Below are 17672 nucleotides of genomic sequence, written 5' to 3'. Positions count from 1 at the left end.
TGAGACAACTTGAGCGCTCAAGGTCGGGGTAACGCGCCGCCGATGTCACTGATAGGGCCTTGAGCAAGCGACGACGATTCGGCGGGTTTCGGGCAGGGTGTTTGGGCGCGCTCGCGGTCGCGCTGGCGCTCGGCACAGCGGCTGCAACGGGCGGCGACTCCGAGCACTCACGTACTGCGCCGACCCGCCAAGCGCCGATAGCGGCTGCGAAGCTCGACCCCCGGCCGGGGAAGTTGCCACGCCCGCGCAACGGCCCCTCGGCCGCTCAGCGCCCGCCGCTTGGCGCCACCAAACGCGCCCTGAGCAACCTCGAGCGGCGCCTCCGGCGCCGCCCGCCACCGAGGGCGGCAACGGCGCTGATCGTGCGCTTCCGTGGCGGGGTCGACCGACGGCGGCGCAGTGAGCTGCTGAAGGCCGCGGGAGCGCGGGTCAGCGAGCGACTGCCGCTGCCCGGTGCTGTCGTCGTACGCCCGGCGCGGGGAGCGAAGCTCGAGCGCCTCCTCGCGATCCTTCGCAGCTCCCGTGCCATCGCCTACGCCCAGCCGGACTACCGGCGCGTCCCTCTCGCCACGCCGTCCGATCCGCTCTTCCCGAAGCAGTGGGCGCTCGTCAACACGGGCCAGCAGTTCGACTCTGCCTATCCCCCGGGGACGGCGGGAGCGGACATCGATGCCGATGCTGGGTGGGAGATTGCCAACACTTTCGCAGCGCCGGTAGCGGTGGTCGACACGGGCGTCGCGCTCGGGCATCCCGACCTCGCGCCTGAGCTCTGGACCAATGACGCGGAGGCACGAGGCCGACCAGGGGTCGACGACGACGGCAACGGCTTCGTCGACGACGTGCACGGCTGGGACTTCGCTGGTGGCGATCCCGATCCCAGTGACTACGACGGGCACGGCACGCACGTCGCGGGCACGATTGCCGCGCGCGCCAACGACGGCACCGGCGTTGCCGGCGTCGCCTGGCGCGGCCCTTTGATGCCCCTGCGCGTGGTTGGCATCGCTGGCGCTACGGATTCCGCGTTGATCGCCGCCTTCGACTACGCGGCCCGCATGGGAGCCCGCGTCGTCAACGTCTCGCTCGGTGGCCCCGGCTACTCGCCGGCCCTCAAGGAGGCGATCGACCGGCACCCTGACGTGCTGTTCGTGACCGCGGCCGGCAACGACGGCATCGACAACGACAGCTCCCCGCAACGCAGCTACCCGTGCGCCTTAGACAGCCCGAACCTGGTGTGCGTCGCCGCCACCGACCAAAACGACGGCGTCCCCACGTGGTCGAACTTCGGGGCGGCAAGCGTCGATCTCGGCGCGCCCGGCAACGCGATCATCTCGACCTGGCCAGATCGCAACCTCGTGGTGCGCACCTGGTCGTTCGACGACGGCACCCCGCTGAGCGTCGACTGGGTCACGAGCACCAGCGGAGCGCTACCGGAGCGGGGGCTCGTGAGCGGCGTCGCCGGCACTGGGCTTGCCGCTGCTGGCGTCACGATCGCACCCTCGGCAGCCACGCAGTACGGCAACTCCGAGGTCGTCGTCCGCACCCCGCTCGACCTGAGCGCCCAGCACGGCTGCCGCCTGCGCTTCCGCTATCTGATCGACGATCCTCAGGCCGCTAGCGGTGGCAGCCCCGCGGTCTCGCTCTACGTCAAGCTCGGTTCGCTCACTGGCGCTGGCGGAGTCCAGATCGTCGACACGAAAAGCGGCGACACTGCTGGCGCGCTCCGCCAAGCGGTTGTCGACCCATGGCAGATGATGCTCCCGACGCCGGCGTTCGACGGGCGGCCGGACGCGATCATCGGTTTCGGCGTTCTGTACGACCACGGAACGCAGGGCGGACGGGTGATCGTCGATGACGTCCGGGTGCTCTGCGTCAACACGGCATCCGGCAGCGGCAGCTGGCAGTTCTCGAGCGGCACGTCGATGGCCGCCCCGCACGTAGCTGGAGCAGCGGCACTGGTGCTGGCCCGTCGACCGGACCTCACTCCTGCGCAGCTGCGCGAGCTATTGCTGCGCAGCGCAGACCCCGTGCAAGCACTCGCCGGGCGGACGGTCTCGGGTGGCCGTCTCGACTTGCGACGCCTGCTCGACCTCGTCGCCACACCGATCGCTCCGCAAGACAACGGTCCGGCGCGGCCACCCTCTCCGGGGCCCGCGGGTTCCACCGGCGGGGGGACACAAAGTATCCAGTCCGGCCCAACATCGAGCAGCGCTCAGCTGGCCGCGCTGGCGCGGAGCGCGCGCATCCGCTGTCCGCGCTGGAGCGCACGCGCGCTGCGCTGCAAACTGGTCTTGAGCGCAAGCGCCTCCCGACCGCTCACGCTTCGCTTCGTGCTGCGCAAGGCTCGGCGCACTCTCGCCACCGCGAACGGTCGTCTCGGGCGTTACGTCACCTTGCATGCCAAGCACCGGCTGCGGCGCGGAACTTACGCACTCGAAGTGCGGCTAGGCGACCGCTCCGGCCGCACGGCGTTGCGCAAATTCCGACTGCGGCTGCGGTGAGCGAGTAGCGGTAAGCAAGGGCCGCAGGAAGCGCCCGGTGTGCGACGCGTCCACCATCGCGACCTGCTCGGGAGGACCGGTCGCGACCAGCTCGCCGCCCTCTTCGCCACCCTCCGGCCCGAGATCGATGAGCCAGTCGGCGGCCTTCACGACGTCGAGGTTGTGTTCGATCACCACCACCGTGTTGCCCTGGTCGACCAGCCGGTTGAGGACCGCGAGCAGCCGTTCGACGTCAGCGAAGTGCAGGCCGGTGGTCGGCTCGTCGAGGATGTAGAGGGTGTCGCCGGTGGCGACTTTGCAGAGCTCGGATGCCAACTTCACGCGCTGCGCCTCACCGCCGGAGAGCGTCGTCGCGGGCTGCCCGAGGCGCACGTAGCCGAGCCCTACGTCGTGCAGTGTCTGCAAGCGGCGCCGGATCTTCGGGATCGGGTGGAAGAACTCGAGCGCCTCGGCAACAGTCATCTCCAAGACGTCGGCGATCGTCCGACCCTTGTAGCGGATGTCGAGCGTCTCACGGTTGTAGCGCCGCCCGTGGCAACGGTCGCACTCCACGTAGACGTCGGGCAGGAAGTGCATCTCGATTCTCAGCTGCCCGTCGCCGCGGCAGGTTTCACAGCGGCCGCCACGCACGTTGAAGGAGAAACGTCCCGGCTTGTAGCCGCGCGCGCGGGCCTCGGGGGTGCGCGCGAATAGCTCGCGGATGTGGTCGAACAGACCGATGTAGGTCGCCGGATTGGAGCGGGGCGTGCGGCCGATCGGCGCCTGGTCGATTGCGATCACCTTGTCGATGCGCTCTAGTCCGCGGATCCGACGGTGAGCACCAGGCCTAGCCCGAAGACGATGCAGCCGCGCAGCGACAGCCTTGTAGAGGATCTCGTTGACAAGCGTGGACTTCCCGGATCCCGACACGCCCGTTACGCAGCAGAGAACGCCGAGCGGGAAGTCGACGTCGATCTCCTTGAGGTTGTGCTGGCTGGCACCCTCGACGTGCAGCCAACCACGCGGCTTTCGCCGCCGGGCTGGCACCGGAATCTGCAGCCTGCCCGATAGGTAGCCGCCGGTCAGCGACTCTTCGTTGGCCATGATCGCCTCGGGAGGGCCCTGCGCAACGACCCGCCCACCGTGCTCTCCCGCCCCCGGCCCGAGGTCGACGATGTGGTCGGCTGCGCGCATCGTGCCTTCGTCGTGCTCGACGACGATCACCGTGTTGCCGAGATCGCGCAAGCGCTCGAGCGTCGCGACCAGCCGCGCGTTGTCCCGCTGGTGGAGGCCGATCGACGGCTCGTCGAGGATGTAGAGCACGCCCACGAGACTCGATCCGATCTGGGTAGCTAGGCGTATGCGCTGCGCCTCGCCGCCGGAGAGCGTGCTTGCCGGGCGGTCGAGCGAGAGGTAGCCGATGCCCACGGCGTCGAGGAAACCCAGCCGCTCCTCGATCTCCCGCAGCACGCGCGCGGCGATGCGCTGCTCGGTCTCGCTGAGCTGAAGTCTGCGCAGCCACTCGAGGGCGTCGCGTGCGGAGCGCGCGCTCAGCTCGTGGATGCCGAGACCCCCGACCTTCACCGCAAGCGCCTCGGGCCGCAGTCGCGCACCGCCGCACTGCGGACACGGTCGCAGCGTCATGTAGCTCTCGATGCGCTCCCGCACGACCTCCGAATCGGTCTCGCGGTAGCGGCGTTCGAGGTTCGGGATGACGCCCTCGAACCAGGTGCTTCGCCGCCGCCAACGGCCACGGCGACTGCGGTAGGTGAACTCCACCCGCTCGTCGCTTCCGTAGAGGATCGCTCGGCGCACGGCGGCCGGCAGCTTGCGCCACGGCACCGTCGGATCGATCCCCTCCTGCTCACAGAAGGCGTCGAGTAAGCGGTCGTAGAAGCCCACGCCGTTCGCGCTCCAGGGAGCGATCGCGCCTTCCGAGAGCGAGAGCTCGGGGTTGGGAATCACCAGCTCCGGATCGATCTCGCGCTGATGCCCGAGGCCGGTGCAGTGCGGACAAGCGCCGTACGGCGAGTTGAAGGAGAACATGCGGGGCTCGAGCTCCGGCAACGAGATGCCGCAGTCGACGCACATGAAGCGGTCGGAGTAGAGCTCCACCTCGCCGCGTTCGACGTCTTCGATTTCGACCAGACCGTCGGCGAGGGCGACGGCCGTCTCGATCGAGTCAGCGAGCCGCCGTCTGATCTCCGGACGCACGATCAACCGGTCGACGACGACCGACAGCGAATGCGCTCGCTTTTTGTCCAGCTCGATCGGCTCGTCGAGGCGACGCACCTGCCCATCGACCTTGATCCGCGCGAAGCCCTCCGAACGCAGACGCTCGAGCAGTTCGCGATGTTCGCCCTTGCGTCCCCGCACCACCGGCGCCATCACCATCACGCGGCTCCCTTCGGGTCGGGCGAGCACCCGATCGACGATCTGGTCGGGCGCCTGCGCCTCGATGCGCTTGCCGCAGCGATGGCAGTGAGGGACGCCGATCCGCGCCCACAGGAGGCGCAGGTAATCGTGGATCTCGGTGATCGTGCCGACCGTCGAGCGGGGGTTGCGGGAAGTCGTCTTCTGGTCGATCGAGATCGCCGGCGAGAGCCCCTCGATGGAGTCGACGTCGGGCTTGTCCATCTGGCCCAGGAACTGGCGGGCGTAGGCCGACAGCGACTCGACGTAACGGCGCTGCCCCTCGGCGTAGATCGTGTCGAAGGCGAGGCTCGACTTGCCCGATCCGGACAAGCCAGTGATCACGATCAGGGCATCGCGGGGAAGGCGCAGCGAAATGTTCTTGAGGTTGTGCTGGCGCGCCCCGGTGATGACGATCTCGCCGCTTGCCATTCGCAGGCGAGTGTACGGACCGCTAGATGCAGAACGACCGGGCGGCGGTCGCGCCGCGCGCCCGGCCGTCTCACCCGTTCAGCGTCCGCTCTACTGGACCCTGAACGACCCGCGCATGAAGGGATGGATGCGACAGAAGTAGGTGTACGTCCCCGGTTTGAGGCGGGAAGTCGGGAGCTGCCATTCGACCCTTCCGACCCCCGGCAGGCGACTGCCAAGCTGGCCGGAGTCGAAACGGCCGTCGGCCAGCGGGTAGCCGATCCCCGAGGAGCGGTTGCAGGGCTCGCGGCAGGATGTCACCGAGTGGTAGATCTCGCGGCCGTCGTCGCCATTTACGAACAGGACCTGCTGCCCACGACGCACGACCGGCGGTCGCTTGCCGGCGCCAGGCAACAGGAAGTCACCGACCTGGTAGCGGAAGTCGGAGATGCCGATCACGCTCGGCGCCGGTCCCCCCGCTGGCAGCGCCAGCGGGTTGGGCAGGTTCGTCGGGCGACCGCCGCGATCGATGTTCTCCGGCAGGCGGCCGTGGGTGGTCGTGCCGATGTAGTCGACCTTGGTGCGTAGCGGGTCCTTCCCGCCCGACCCATCGGCCATGTACAGGACCATGATCCCCATCGACTCGTACCAAGCGGCCCGGCTCGAGTCGTAGGTAGCGGTGATGCGCAGCAGGTCGCCCTTGCGGACCTGCACCTGCCAGTCCGGGCGGCTGCCGGTCATCGCCAGGTCCCAGTCGATCGGCCCCTTCTTGCCGAAGTACTTGGCCTTCGAACGCAGCAGGTGCACCCACTGCCCGCGCACCGTTGGCGCCTTCGCGAGACAACGGCGGCGGGCGGCGCCCGCAGTCGCCGCGCAGCGGGCACGCGCCGGCGTCGCGCCGGGACGATTGAGCCAGAGATCCGTGTAGAGACCACCGGGGTGCACGTGCCCCGCGCCGGCCACGAGCACTCCGTCGCGATCCACTCGCCACACGTTGCGCGGCCCCCCGCGGTAGGGGTTGCGAGCCTGATCGGGGAAGGTAAAGCGACCGCCCTCGCCGGAGCCCTTGAGCACGTCGAACACCGGGTAGAGGCTGCCGTTCTGAACATCCATCCAGATCGGGCGCACCGCTTTCATGCGGCGGCCGGTGGGCGAGTCGGCGGGAACGAAGTCGATGTCGTAGGTGACGTAGACCTCGGCCGGCTTACCGACCAGGTCGTGGAGCATGTGGTTGAGAACCCACCGGTCTTTGGGGTCGTAGTAGTAGCCGTATCCCGGCGGCACTCGGAAGATCGTTTTCTCCTCACCGGCCGCGAAGAACCGCTCCGGGCCCCCCATCGTGGCGTCCTTACGCGAAAGGTTGAGCCAGACCGCGTGGTGCAGATGGACGATGTCGACGCGAGGAATCTTTCCGTTCAGGTACGTCAGGTTCGGCTTGATGCGCGTGATGTACCCCGGAACCGCGGGGCGCTGCGAGGGTGCGATCGGGGCAAAGGCAATGCGGTTCTGGCCTGGTGTGATGTGAAACGGGCCGATCCGGTAGCTCAGGTGCTGAACGTCACCGGCGGCCGCGGCCGTCGCCGGCGCAAGGGCCAGCGCGAGCGTCGAGACCGCTAGCGCACCGGCGACTCGCAGTCGATCCCGAAGACGTGCAGGCAGCGTGGGGTTCGTGGGGGACTCGCAGAGCATGGGTCAATCATGACCGATTGGTCAGTTATTGGCTACCCCGTAGCTGTCTGGCGCGCTAGGTGGGAGCGTGCTCGAGTGCGTCAAGCTCGCGCCGCAGCTCCTTGATCTCGTCGCGCAGCCGTGCCGCCTGCTCAAAGCGGAGGTCTTCGGCGGCCGCGAACATCTCTTCCTCAAGCTCAACGATTAGGCGCCGGAGCTCCTCGGGCGAGCGCTTTCTGGTGGCACGCATGCGCTCCCCGTGCCCGCGCCGTCCCCGACTGCGCGGGGTCTGCTCGAGCGCCAAGAAGTCGGTGATGTCGGAGATGCCCTTGCGGATCGTTTCGGGCGTTATGCCGTGACGCTCGTTGTAGGCGATCTGGATCCGCCGGCGGCGGTTGGTCTCGGCGATCGCCCGCCGCATCGCTTCGGTCTCGCGATCGGCGTACATGATCACCTTGCCATGGACGTTGCGCGCAGCCCGACCGATCGTCTGGATCAGCGCCGTCTCGCCGCGCAGGAAGCCCTCCTTGTCGGCGTCGAGGATCGCGACGAGCGAGACCTCCGGCAGGTCGAGACCCTCCCGCAGCAGGTTCACTCCGACCAGCACGTCGAACTCGCCAAGCCGCAGCTCGCGGATGATCTGGATGCGCTCGAGCGTGTCGATCTCCGAATGCAGGTAGCGCACGCGCAAGCCGTGGTCCAGCAGGTACTCGGTGAGGTCCTCGGCCATCCGCTTGGTCAAGGTCGTGACGAGCGTGCGCTCGCCAGCGTCGACGCGCCGGCGGATCTCGTTCATCAGGTCGTCGATCTGGTTCTCCGTCGGGCGCACCTCGACCTCCGGGTCGACGATGCCGGTGGGCCGAACGATCTGCTCGACGATGCGCGTCGACACCCGCCGCTCGAACTCCCCAGGGGTGGCCGAGACGAAGACGATCTGTGGCACGATCGCCAGGAACTCTTCAAACGTTTGCGGGCGGTTGTCGAGAGCCGACGGCAGGCGGAAGCCGTAGTCGACGAGCGTCTGCTTGCGCGAGCGGTCGCCCTCGTACATGCCGCCGATCTGCGGCACGGTCTGGTGCGACTCGTCGATGAAGCAGATGAAGTCGTCGGGGAAGTAGTCGATCAGGCAGTACGGGCGCGCACCCGGCGGCCGCCCGTCGAGGATCCGCGAGTAGTTCTCGATCCCGTTGCAGTAGCCAACCTCGCGGAGCATCTCGATATCGAACTCGGTGCGCTGGCGCAGGCGGTGGGCTTCGAGCAGCTTCCCCTGCTCCTCTAGCTCGCGGCAACGCTGCTCGAGTTCCGCGCGGATCTCCTCGATCGCGCGCTCGATCGTCGGCGGGTCGGTTACGTAGTGCGTGGCCGGCCAGATCCCCACATGCTCCGGCTCACCCAGCACCTCCCCGGTCAGCGGATCGACCTGCAGGATCTGCTCGATCTCGTCTCCAAAGAACAGGATCCGGTAGGCGCTGCGTTCGGCGTACGCCGGGAAGATCTCGAGCGTGTCGCCACGGACCCGGAACCGTCCGCGCGCGAGCGCTTGGTCGTTGCGTGAGTACTGCATCGCAACCAGCTGTCGTAGAACCTCGTCGCGATCGACGAACTGTCCGCGCGCCAGCACCAGGTTCTGCTCCCGGTAGCGATCGGGTGAGCCGAGGCCGTAGATGCAAGAAACCGAGGCGACGATGATCACGTCGCGTCGAGCCAACAATGCCGCGGTCGCCGAGTGCCGAAGGCGGTCGATCTCCTCGTTGATCGACGCGTCCTTCTCGATGTAGAGGTCCTGGTGCGGGACGTACGCCTCCGGCTGGTAGTAGTCGTAGTAGGAGACGAAGTACTCGACCGCGTTGTCCGGGAAGAACTCGCGGAACTCGTTGCAAAGCTGGGCCGCGAGGGTCTTGTTGTGCGCGATCACGAGCGTCGGTCGCTGCACCCGCTCGATCGTGAAGGCCATCGTGGCGGTCTTCCCCGAGCCCGTAACGCCGAGCAGCGTTTGGAAACGCTCGCCGGCCTCGATCCCCTCCGCCAGCTGGTCACGTGCGCGCGCCTGGTCGGCAACCGGTTGGTATGCGGGATTGACGCGGAACGCGGGCACCCGAGCAACGGTAGCCGGCTTACTGCCGCTTCCAGCGACCCTCAGAGCCCGAGCTCTGCGGCGTAGAGTCGCCGGTACTGCTGGCGCCGACGAGCTACGTCGCGCACGTAGTCGCGGGTCTCGGGGAACGGGATGTCGACGTTCGGGTCAAACTGCTGCGGCCCCCCAGCGCGCCTAAGCCAACGGTCGACGTTCGTGTGTCCCGCGTTGTAGGCGGCGATCGCCAGCGTCTCGTTGCCGCCGTAGCGCCGGATCAGGTAGCGCAGGTACCAGCAGCCGTAGGCGATGTTGACGGGCGGCGAAGAGAGATCGCTGAGCACAAACCTCGAACCCCCGGAGCGCGCGGCGATGAAGCGGGCCGTGGCGGGCGTGATCTGCATCAGCCCGCGCGCACCGGCGTGCGAGGTGCGGTCTTGGAACTTCGACTCCTCGTAGATCACGGCAGCCACCAGTGCCGGATCGAGCCCCTTGGCCCGCGCTTGCTCGCGGATGATTGCGGCATATTCGAGCGGCAATAGCGCGCGCTCGAACTGACGCCGCAAGGGGCCGAAGGCGGTCACCACGGCGCCCACCGCGAGCAGCAACGCAAGCACCGCGGCGAACAGCCGCCGGCGGGCCACGGCGCTGCGCGAACGGCGCCGCGCACGCGTCGTCATCGGCACCTTCCTGCTAGCGCCGCGCCTTGCACGGTGCAATGGTCGCGAGCACGGCGGACAATTGCGCGCGGAGCTGCTCGATGGTCCCGTCGTTGCGAACGGTGAAGGTCGCTCGCGCCGCCTTCTCGTGTTGGGGAAGCTGACGACGGTCGCGCTCGGCGAGCGCCCGTTGGTCGCGGCCTACGAGCCGCTCGGAGCGCACCGAATCGTCCGCTACGACCGCGATCGTCGCGTCGAAGGCGCCTTCCATACCAGCCTCGAAGAGCAAGGGCACCTCTACCACCAGCGCCCGCGGCGGCGGCTGTTGCGCGGCGGCACGGGCGCGCCAGGCCGCCACCTCTGCGCCCACCCGCGGCCACAGTATTTGCTCGAGCGCGCGGCGCGCCTCGGGATCGGCGAAGACCGTCTCCGCCAACCGGCCCCGATCTACCCGGCCGTCCGCTAGCACCCGCTCGCCGAAGCGCTCCGCGATCTCGGCTACGACCTCTGGCTGTTCCAGTAGCTCGTGGACGACCTCGTCGCTCGAGAGCGTCGCCGCCCCCAGCTCACGCAAGAGCGCGAGCGCCGTCGTCTTGCCGGCGCCGAGACCGCCGGTCAGCCCGACGAACGGCGGCGCCTGCTCGCCGCGATCGGCGCGCTGCCCGTCGGCGCGCGCCACCGGTTCAGCCGCCCGACTCGCCCTCAGCGTCGGTGGGCTCTTGGTCGCCGGGCGCGGCAGCTGGCTCCGCGCTTTCGCCCGCGTCGGCTGCTTGAGCCCGCGCCACGGCCGCCCGCAGGTCACCGCCCTCCACGGTGATGTCGGCGCCCGCGAACACGCCACTGCGTTGACGGCCGCCGCCCTTGCGCTCTCGCTGCGGACGCTCGCGCGACTCGCCACCGCCGCTGCCACCACCGCGGAGTTCCTCTTCGACCCGCTTGATGGACAGCGACAGGCGCCGCCGGTCGGAGTCGATCTCGAGGATCTTGACCCGCACTTCCTGCCCCGGCTCGACGACCTCGCGCGGGTTCTCGACGTGCTCTTGCGAGAGCTCCGAGATGTGTACGAGCCCCTCGACACCGTCGAGGATCTCGACGAAGGCGCCGAAGTTGACGACCTTCGTCACCTTGCCCTCGAGCACGTCGCCGACGTTGTAGGTCCGCACGACCCGCTGCCACGGGTCCTCCTGCGTCTGCTTGAGGCCGAGCGAGATGCGCTGGCGCTCGCGGTCGATGTCGAGCACCTTCACCGGCACCCGCTCACCGACCTTGAGTACTTCCGACGGGTGGTTGACGTGGCTCCACGACAGTTCGGAGATGTGGATCAGACCGTCGATCCCGTCGAGGTCCACGAAGGCGCCAAAGTCGACGATGTTGGAGATCGTGCCCTCGACGATCATCCCCGGCTGCAAGCGATCGATGACCTGCTGACGCTGTTCGCGCCGCTCCTCCTCGAGCACCGCGCGTCGCGACAACACGACGTTGTTGCGGGCGCGGTTCAGCTCGATGACCTTGCAGCGGATCGTCTGACCGAGGAAGCTGTCGAGGTCGGAAACGCGCCGGATATCGACCAGCGAGGCGGGTAGGAAGCCGCGCACCCCAAGGTCGACGATCAAGCCGCCCTTGACGACCTCGATCACGGCGCCCTCGACCGGCTCGCCGGATTCCGCCGCCTGCTCGATGCGGCGCCAAGCCTTTTCGAAGCGGGCGCGCTTCTTGGAGAGTACGAGTCGTCCCTCCTGATCTTCCTTGGTCAGGACGAGCGCCTCGATCTCCTCGCCGAGCTCGACTTCTTCGTGGGGATCGACGTTCTTGCGGATCGAGAGCTCGTTGAGCGGTATTACGCCCTCGGACTTGTAGCCGATGTCGACCCAGACCTCGTCTTGGTCGATCCGGACGACGCGTCCAGTGACTACATCACCCTCGTCGAAGGGGATGATCGTCGCGTCGTAGTTAGGGATGATTCGGCCGTCGATCTCGAGCAGTAAACCGCCCGATCCCTCGACGGCTCGCGGCGCTGGTTCGGTTTCCGTTGCTGGCACTGGGCGCCTAGGGTAGCGGAGACCCTGGGGCGCGCGCCGAGCGCCAACAGCGTTACGCTGCGGTCGTGCCGACGCGCAGAACCAAGAGGGGCGCGGAGCGGACACCGCTGGGCGGGGTTTGCGACGTATTGGTCTGCGGAGCGAGCTTCGCCGGTCTCGCTGTCGCGCGTGAACTCGCGGGCAGTGGCGCCCGAGTGCTGGTGCTCGACCGCTACGAGATCGGCGAGCGCCCGACGAGCGCTTGCGGCATCCCGACCTGCTGGCTCGAGGCCTGCGGCCTGATGGAGGCTCACCGGCAGACGTTCCGCTCGCTCGTGATCCACACGCCGCTGGGCAGCGTCCGGCTGGAGCTGCCCTGGACCTTCTCGACCTTCGACTACGAGACGCTCTGCAAAGTGCTCTGGCGAGACTGCGGCAACGCCATCTTCGAAACAGCGACCGTTACGGGCCGCAGCGGCAACGTCGTGCACACCGACCGCGGCGACCTCGAGGCGCCGCTGATCGTCGACGCGCTCGGTTGGCGCCGCGTCCTCGGTCGCCGGGGTTACCAGCCACCCGACGCGCCGCTGTCGCGGGGACTCGAGGTGCACCCGCACGGAAGCGGCAAAGACATGGAGGTGTGGATCGACCGCTCCTACGTGCCGGCGGGCTACGGCTGGAGCTTCCCGGCGGGCGACGAGCTCCGCATCGGAGTGGGGTCGTTCGACCCTCGCTACCACGTGCGCGAGCCGACCGTGCGCTTGGCCACCCAGCTGGGCCAGCCGCCGATCCGCTTCCAAGGCAACTGGATACCCCACCGTCTACGCGAGGCGACCGAAGACGGTGTCTTCTTCGTCGGCGATTCGGCAGGCCACTGCTTGCCGCTCACGGCCGAGGGTATTCGCACCGCCTTGTACTTCGGCATCGCCTGCGGTCGCGAGCTTCGCGCGGTGCTGAGCGGCGAACGCAGCCGCCAGGAGGCACTGGCCAGATACCACGCGTTTTCGGCGGCCCACGCCTGGAAGTTCCGCTGGATGTTGCGCACCCAAAGGCTCGTACCGCGGGTACCGCCGAGGCTCCTCTGGCGCTTCCTGCGGGCGATGGAGCGCAGCCCCCGTTTCACCGCCTGGGCGTTCGGCCACTACCTGCGCATCGCTCCGCCCGAGTTCGCAATGGGCGGTGGCGCTGGCCGCGGTCGCGTCGCCGACAGGGCACAGGCCGGCGGTGTCGCAGCGCGAGCGGCCTAGCGGCTTGACGCCTAAAGCGCAGTCAGCCGCGAACGACCAGCGCCGTCCCGGCGACCAACAGGGCTACCCCTGCCAGACGGGTGATATCCAGCGGGCGCTGCGGGAGCCCGAGCAGGCCGAACCGGTCGAGCAGCACCGACATCGTTAGCTGGCCGACGATCGTCGCCGCGGCGACCCCGCCGGCACCGATCGTGCGAACGCTGAGGAGTACGCAAGTCACGTAGACGGCGCCGAGCAACCCTCCGATCAGGTAATACCAGGGCAGGCCCCTGATCTCGCCGAGACGACCGAAGCCGCCACCGATCAGGACGGTAAGCGCAGCTAAGGCAGCAAGCCCGACGGCAAACGAGACCGACGCCGCCGCCAGCGTCCCGATGCGTTTCCCGAGCACCGAGTTGATCGGCGCCTGCATGCCGACCAACCCCCCGGCGAGGACCGTCGCCAGCACCGCCAGCAGACGACTCACTTGGCCTCCAGCCAGTTGCGTCCGATGCCCACGTCGACGGCGAGCGGCGGATCCATCTCGAGCGCCGCGACCATCTCTCGCCGCACCAGGTCGGCGACCTCCTGCGCCTCCTCCTCGGGCGCCTCGAACAACAGCTCGTCGTGGATCTGGAGGACCAGTCGCGCGCGCAGGCCGCGTGCGGCGAGCTCACGGTCGCAGCGGACCATGGCGATCTTGATGACGTCAGCTGCAGTTCCCTGGATCACCATGTTGACGGCAAGACGCTCACCCAACATCTGTGTCTGCCGCTGCCGCGAGCGCAGCTCCGGAACGCGGCGCAGGCGGCCGAACAAGGTCCGCACTTTGCCCTCGCGGCGGGCGCGCTCGATCGTTTCGTCGATGAACCGCCGCACCGCTGGAAAGCGTTCGAAGTAGCGCTCGATGAATTCTTGCGCCTCCTCGCGCGGGATCGCCAGCCGATCGGCAAGCCCGAAAGCGGACAGTCCGTAAACGATCCCGTAGTTGACCATCTTCGCTTTCGACCGCGTCGCCGGATCGGCTTCCTCGGGTCGAACGCCGAGGATCTCCGCGGCCGTCGCGGCGTGCACGTCGACGCCCTCGCGGAAGAACCGCTTGAGCCGCTCCTCGCCGGCGATATGGGCGAGCAGCCGCAGCTCGACCTGCGAGTAGTCGGCCGACACGAAAAGCCAGCCGGGGTCGGCGACGAAGGCGCTACGCACACCTCGACCGAGCTCGGTCTTGATGGGAATGTTCTGGAGGTTCGGGTTGGTGCTCGAAAGACGACCGGTGGCCGTACCAGTCTGGTTGAAGGTGGTGTGCAGCCGCCCGTCGGCGGCGACGTATTGCGGCAGCGAATCGATGTACGTCGACTTCAGCTTGGTCAACTCGCGCCACTGCTCGATCAGCGGGACGATTGGATGCTCGTGGCGAATCTGTTGCAGCACCCGAGCGTCGGTCGAGAACCCGGTCTTGCCACGGCGCTTGCGACTAAGCCCGAGCTTGTCGAAGAGGATCCGTCCGAGCTGCTGGGGCGAGCCGATCGTGAAGCGCTCGCCTGCAAGTTCCCAGATGCGACGTTCGAGGTCAGCGATTTGTTCCGCGAGGCCGGACGAAACCGCCCGTAAGCGCTCGACGTCGAGGCGGATGCCGACCCGCTCCATCGCCGCCAGGATCGGCACCAGCGGCAGCTCGACGTCCTCGAACAGTCGCGTAAGCCCCTCACGTTCGAGCTCTCGGCGCTGCAACCGTGCCAGCTCGTGGGTGAGCACAGCGGCCGTCGCGACGGCACGCAACTGCGGCGCTCCGTCCCACTCCGCCGTGCTACCCGACTGAACACTGTCCGCGCGGGGCCGCGCGACCAGCTGACGCTCTTCGGCGAGCTCGTCAAGCGGGTAGCGGCGGCGCAGGGCGTCCAGCAGCCAGGCGGCGATCCTTGTGTCGTGCGCGAGGGTCGGCAGCGGCGATTCTCCACTCGCCTTGCGCAGCGCCGGCTTCCAGTCGTGGACCGTGATCCGCGCTCGATCGAGGGTGAGCAGCACAGCGTCGACGCTCTCGGCCTCCGCAACCCGCACCTCCTCGCGCGCCCGACAAGCAGCGACCGTCAAGGTCTCGCCAGAGGGCGACGCTTGCGCGGCGAGCGACGACTCCTCGTCGGCTTCGTCGGCCAAGCCGGCGAGGGCGAGCGCCACCGGCCCCTCGGCCGCGGTCGCCGGGACGAGCTCCGGCAAGGGGACCCGCTTGACCTCGAACTCAATTGCCTCCCGTGCCCGGTCTCCCCCGTCACCACTGGCCGTCGGCGAGGCCCCGTCGACCGCCACGCCGGCCGCTGCCAGCGCCTCCTCGAGGCGCCGCAGCGGTTCCCGCAACTCGAAGCGCATGAACACCTCGCGTACGCGCTGGGGATCCGGCGGCTCGACCTGTAGCTCGTCGAGATCGAGAGCGATCGGGACCTCGTCGATAACGGTCGCAAGCTGCTTCGAGACGCGCGCCTCGTGGGCGTGCGCGCGAAGGTTCTCGCGGCGCTTGGGCCCCGGCACCTCGTCGACGTGCTCGAGCACAGCCTCGAGGCTCCCGAAGCGTTGCAGTAGTTCGGCAGCGGTCTTTTCGCCGATCCCAGGCACACCGGGGATGTTGTCCGACGTATCCCCTTTCAGCCCCACGAAGTCGGGGATCAGTTCGGGAGGGATGCCGTACCGCGCGAGCACCGCCTCGCGGTCGTAGAGCTTGGTGTCGGTGATGCCACGGGCGGTCGCCAAAACCTTGATGTGGTCGTCGACGATTTGGAACATGTCGCGGTCGCCGGTGACGACGATCACGTCGATCCCCTCGCGGGCAGCACGGCGCGCCAAAGTCGCGATCACGTCGTCGGCCTCGTAGCCCTCGACGCGCAGGTTGCGGAAGCCCAGCGCCTCGACCAGCTCGGGCAGCTTGGCGAGCTGTTCCTGCAAGAGGTCGGGCGTCTCCTCGCGCTGCGCCTTGTACGGCTCGTACGCCTCCTCGCGACCGGACATGCCGGCGTCCCAGACGACCAGCGTCGGCTTCAAGCCGAACTCCCCCACTAGCTTCACGAGCATCGAAGCGAAGCCGAAGATCGCGTTCGTCGGCTCGCCCTTGGAGGTCGCGAGCTCTTCCGGCAGGGCGAAGTAGGCGCGATAGGCGAGGCTGTTGCCGTCGATCAGTAGCAGTTCACGCGGCCGCTGCGCGGGCACGGCCCGAACCGTACCGGCGGCGGAAGCGGCGCATCGGCGCAATATCCTGCCGCCGATGGCCACGCCGTCTGCCCAATACTCCGTCACCTTGCGCGTCGAGCTACCGCACGGCGGCGTGCTGAGCAAGGTGACCGCGGCAATCGCGCGCGCCGGCGGCGCGATCGTGGCGGTGGACACCGTCGAGGCGAGCGGCGATTCGACGGTTCGCGAGATCACCATCGAGTGCACAAGCGCCTACCACCGCGGCGAAGTGATCAGCGCCGTTCAGGCGGTCCGCCAAGCCCGGGTGCTCGAGATCACCGATCGCACCTTCGAGATCCACCGCGGAGGCAAGCTGCACACCGGGCTCAACCATCCGATCAAAACGCGCGACGACCTCTCCATGGCCTACACGCCCGGCGTCGCACGGGTCTGCATGGCGATCGCCGAGAACCGTCAGAAGGCTTTCAAGTACACGATCAAGGGCAACACCGTGGCGGTCGTCTCCGATGGCACGGCGGTGCTTGGCCTCGGCGATATCGGCCCCGAGGCGGCGATGCCGGTGATGGAAGGCAAGGCGATGCTCTTCAAGGAGTTCGCCGACGTCGACGCCTTCCCCATCTGCCTAGCAACGAAGGACGTCGACGAGATCGTCGAGACGGTCAAGCGCATCTCCCCCACCTTTGGCGGCATCAATCTCGAGGACATCTCGTCGCCGCGCTGCTTCGAGATCGAGCAGCGTCTGGTCGAGGAGCTCGACATCCCCGTCTTCCACGACGACCAGCACGGCACCGCGATCGTCACGTTGGCGGCTTTGATCAACGCCTGCCGGCTCACCGGTCGCAAACTCCAGGACCTCTCGGTGTGCATGGTGGGCGCCGGGGCAGCCGGTGTCGCGGTCGCGAAGATCCTGATGCAAGCGGGCATCACCGAGATCGTGGCCTGCGACCGGTTCGGCGCGATCCACCGCGAGCGAGAGGACTACCTGGCAGGCGAGATGAACGCACCGAAACGCTGGCTGGCCGAGAACACCAACCACGCCTGCCGCTCGGGAGCACCGAGTGACGTGATCGAGGGGACCGACCTCTTCATCGGTCTTTCGGGACCCGGGATCATCAGCGCTCGCGACCTCCAAAAGATGAACCCCGAACCGTTCGTGTTCGCGATGGCCAACCCCGAGCCGGAGGTGCGACCGGAGGAGGCAGCCCCCTACGTGCGCGTGATGGCCACCGGTAGGTCCGACTACCCGAACCAGATCAACAACGTGCTCGCCTTCCCGGGTGTCTTCCGTGGCGCACTCGACGTCCGCGCCGAGCGAATCACCGACGAGATGAAGCTGGCGGCGGCGCACGGAATCGCGCAGGTCGTCGGCGACGAGGAGCTCGACGAGGACTACATCGTCCCGAGCGTCTTTAACCGTGATGTCGTGCACGCGGTCGCCGAGGCGGTCGCCCGCGAGGCTCGCCGCAGCGGCACCGCTCGCGCCACCACGCCGCCGGAGGCGCGGCGCCCCGCGGTCGTCTAGCTGGCGCGACGGCAGCACCGTGAGCCGCTGC

Annotated in this window: 11 protein-coding genes; 3 read left to right on the top strand and 8 right to left on the bottom strand. The window is 68.3% G+C overall.

Annotated features, from left to right (window positions below; genetic code table 11):
• The first annotated feature begins 59 nt into the window (after positions 1 to 59).
• Positions 60 to 2498 carry a S8 family peptidase gene (locus BLW41_RS11385; RefSeq protein ID WP_093117759.1) on the top strand — a complete coding sequence of 813 codons (2439 nt, stop codon included), beginning with the start codon at positions 60 to 62 and terminating at the stop codon, positions 2496 to 2498.
• On the opposite strand, the gene uvrA is transcribed toward BLW41_RS11385, so the two are convergent.
• From uvrA to rpsA, 6 genes are all read right to left on the bottom strand, one after another.
• Positions 2442 to 5321: an excinuclease ABC subunit UvrA gene (gene uvrA / locus BLW41_RS07245; RefSeq protein WP_093117757.1), complete on the bottom strand. Its 2880-nt coding sequence runs from the start codon at positions 5319 to 5321 to the stop codon at positions 2442 to 2444. The genes BLW41_RS11385 and uvrA overlap by 57 nt on opposite strands.
• 90 nt (positions 5322 to 5411) lie before the next feature.
• Positions 5412 to 6989 (bottom strand): cupredoxin domain-containing protein, encoded by a 1578-nt coding sequence (locus tag BLW41_RS07240; RefSeq protein ID WP_093117755.1) that lies wholly within the window; start codon positions 6987 to 6989, stop codon positions 5412 to 5414.
• A gap of 55 nt (positions 6990 to 7044) precedes the next feature.
• Positions 7045 to 9063, bottom strand: a complete 2019-nt coding sequence (uvrB, locus tag BLW41_RS07235; RefSeq protein WP_093117753.1) for an excinuclease ABC subunit UvrB — start codon at positions 9061 to 9063, stop codon at positions 7045 to 7047.
• A gap of 41 nt (positions 9064 to 9104) precedes the next feature.
• Positions 9105 to 9719, bottom strand: a complete 615-nt coding sequence (locus BLW41_RS07230; RefSeq protein ID WP_093117751.1) for a lytic transglycosylase domain-containing protein — start codon at positions 9717 to 9719, stop codon at positions 9105 to 9107.
• Between the two features lie 13 nt (positions 9720 to 9732).
• Positions 9733 to 10377, bottom strand: a complete 645-nt coding sequence (gene coaE / locus BLW41_RS07225; protein WP_093118875.1) for a dephospho-CoA kinase — start codon at positions 10375 to 10377, stop codon at positions 9733 to 9735.
• Between the two features lie 4 nt (positions 10378 to 10381).
• Positions 10382 to 11680, bottom strand: a complete 1299-nt coding sequence (gene rpsA / locus BLW41_RS07220; RefSeq protein WP_093118873.1) for a 30S ribosomal protein S1 — start codon at positions 11678 to 11680, stop codon at positions 10382 to 10384.
• A gap of 122 nt (positions 11681 to 11802) precedes the next feature.
• Here rpsA and BLW41_RS07215 point away from each other — a divergent pair, with 122 nt between their 5' ends.
• A complete protein-coding gene (locus BLW41_RS07215) occupies positions 11803 to 12963 on the top strand; it encodes an NAD(P)/FAD-dependent oxidoreductase (RefSeq protein WP_093117749.1) in 1161 nt (386 codons plus the stop codon).
• A gap of 22 nt (positions 12964 to 12985) precedes the next feature.
• On the opposite strand, the gene BLW41_RS07210 is transcribed toward BLW41_RS07215, so the two are convergent.
• Together BLW41_RS07210 and polA are read right to left on the bottom strand one after the other, a co-directional pair.
• Positions 12986 to 13429, bottom strand: coding sequence for a DMT family transporter (locus BLW41_RS07210; RefSeq protein WP_093117747.1), 444 nt, complete (start codon positions 13427 to 13429; stop codon positions 12986 to 12988).
• Positions 13426 to 16137: a DNA polymerase I gene (gene polA / locus BLW41_RS07205; protein ID WP_218138322.1), complete on the bottom strand. Its 2712-nt coding sequence runs from the start codon at positions 16135 to 16137 to the stop codon at positions 13426 to 13428. Before polA ends, BLW41_RS07210 begins: the two co-directional genes overlap by 4 nt.
• Before the next feature lie 55 nt (positions 16138 to 16192).
• Between polA and BLW41_RS07200 the strand changes: the two genes are divergently transcribed.
• A complete protein-coding gene (locus BLW41_RS07200) occupies positions 16193 to 17641 on the top strand; it encodes an NAD-dependent malic enzyme (RefSeq protein ID WP_093117745.1) in 1449 nt (482 codons plus the stop codon).
• Positions 17642 to 17672: the final 31 nt, after the last annotated feature.

This window comes from Thermoleophilum album (genome assembly GCF_900108055.1).
Classification (GTDB): domain Bacteria; phylum Actinomycetota; class Thermoleophilia; order Solirubrobacterales; family Thermoleophilaceae; genus Thermoleophilum; species Thermoleophilum album.
Note: the sequence above shows the minus strand (reverse complement) of the source record. Positions and strands in the feature narration are given on the sequence as shown.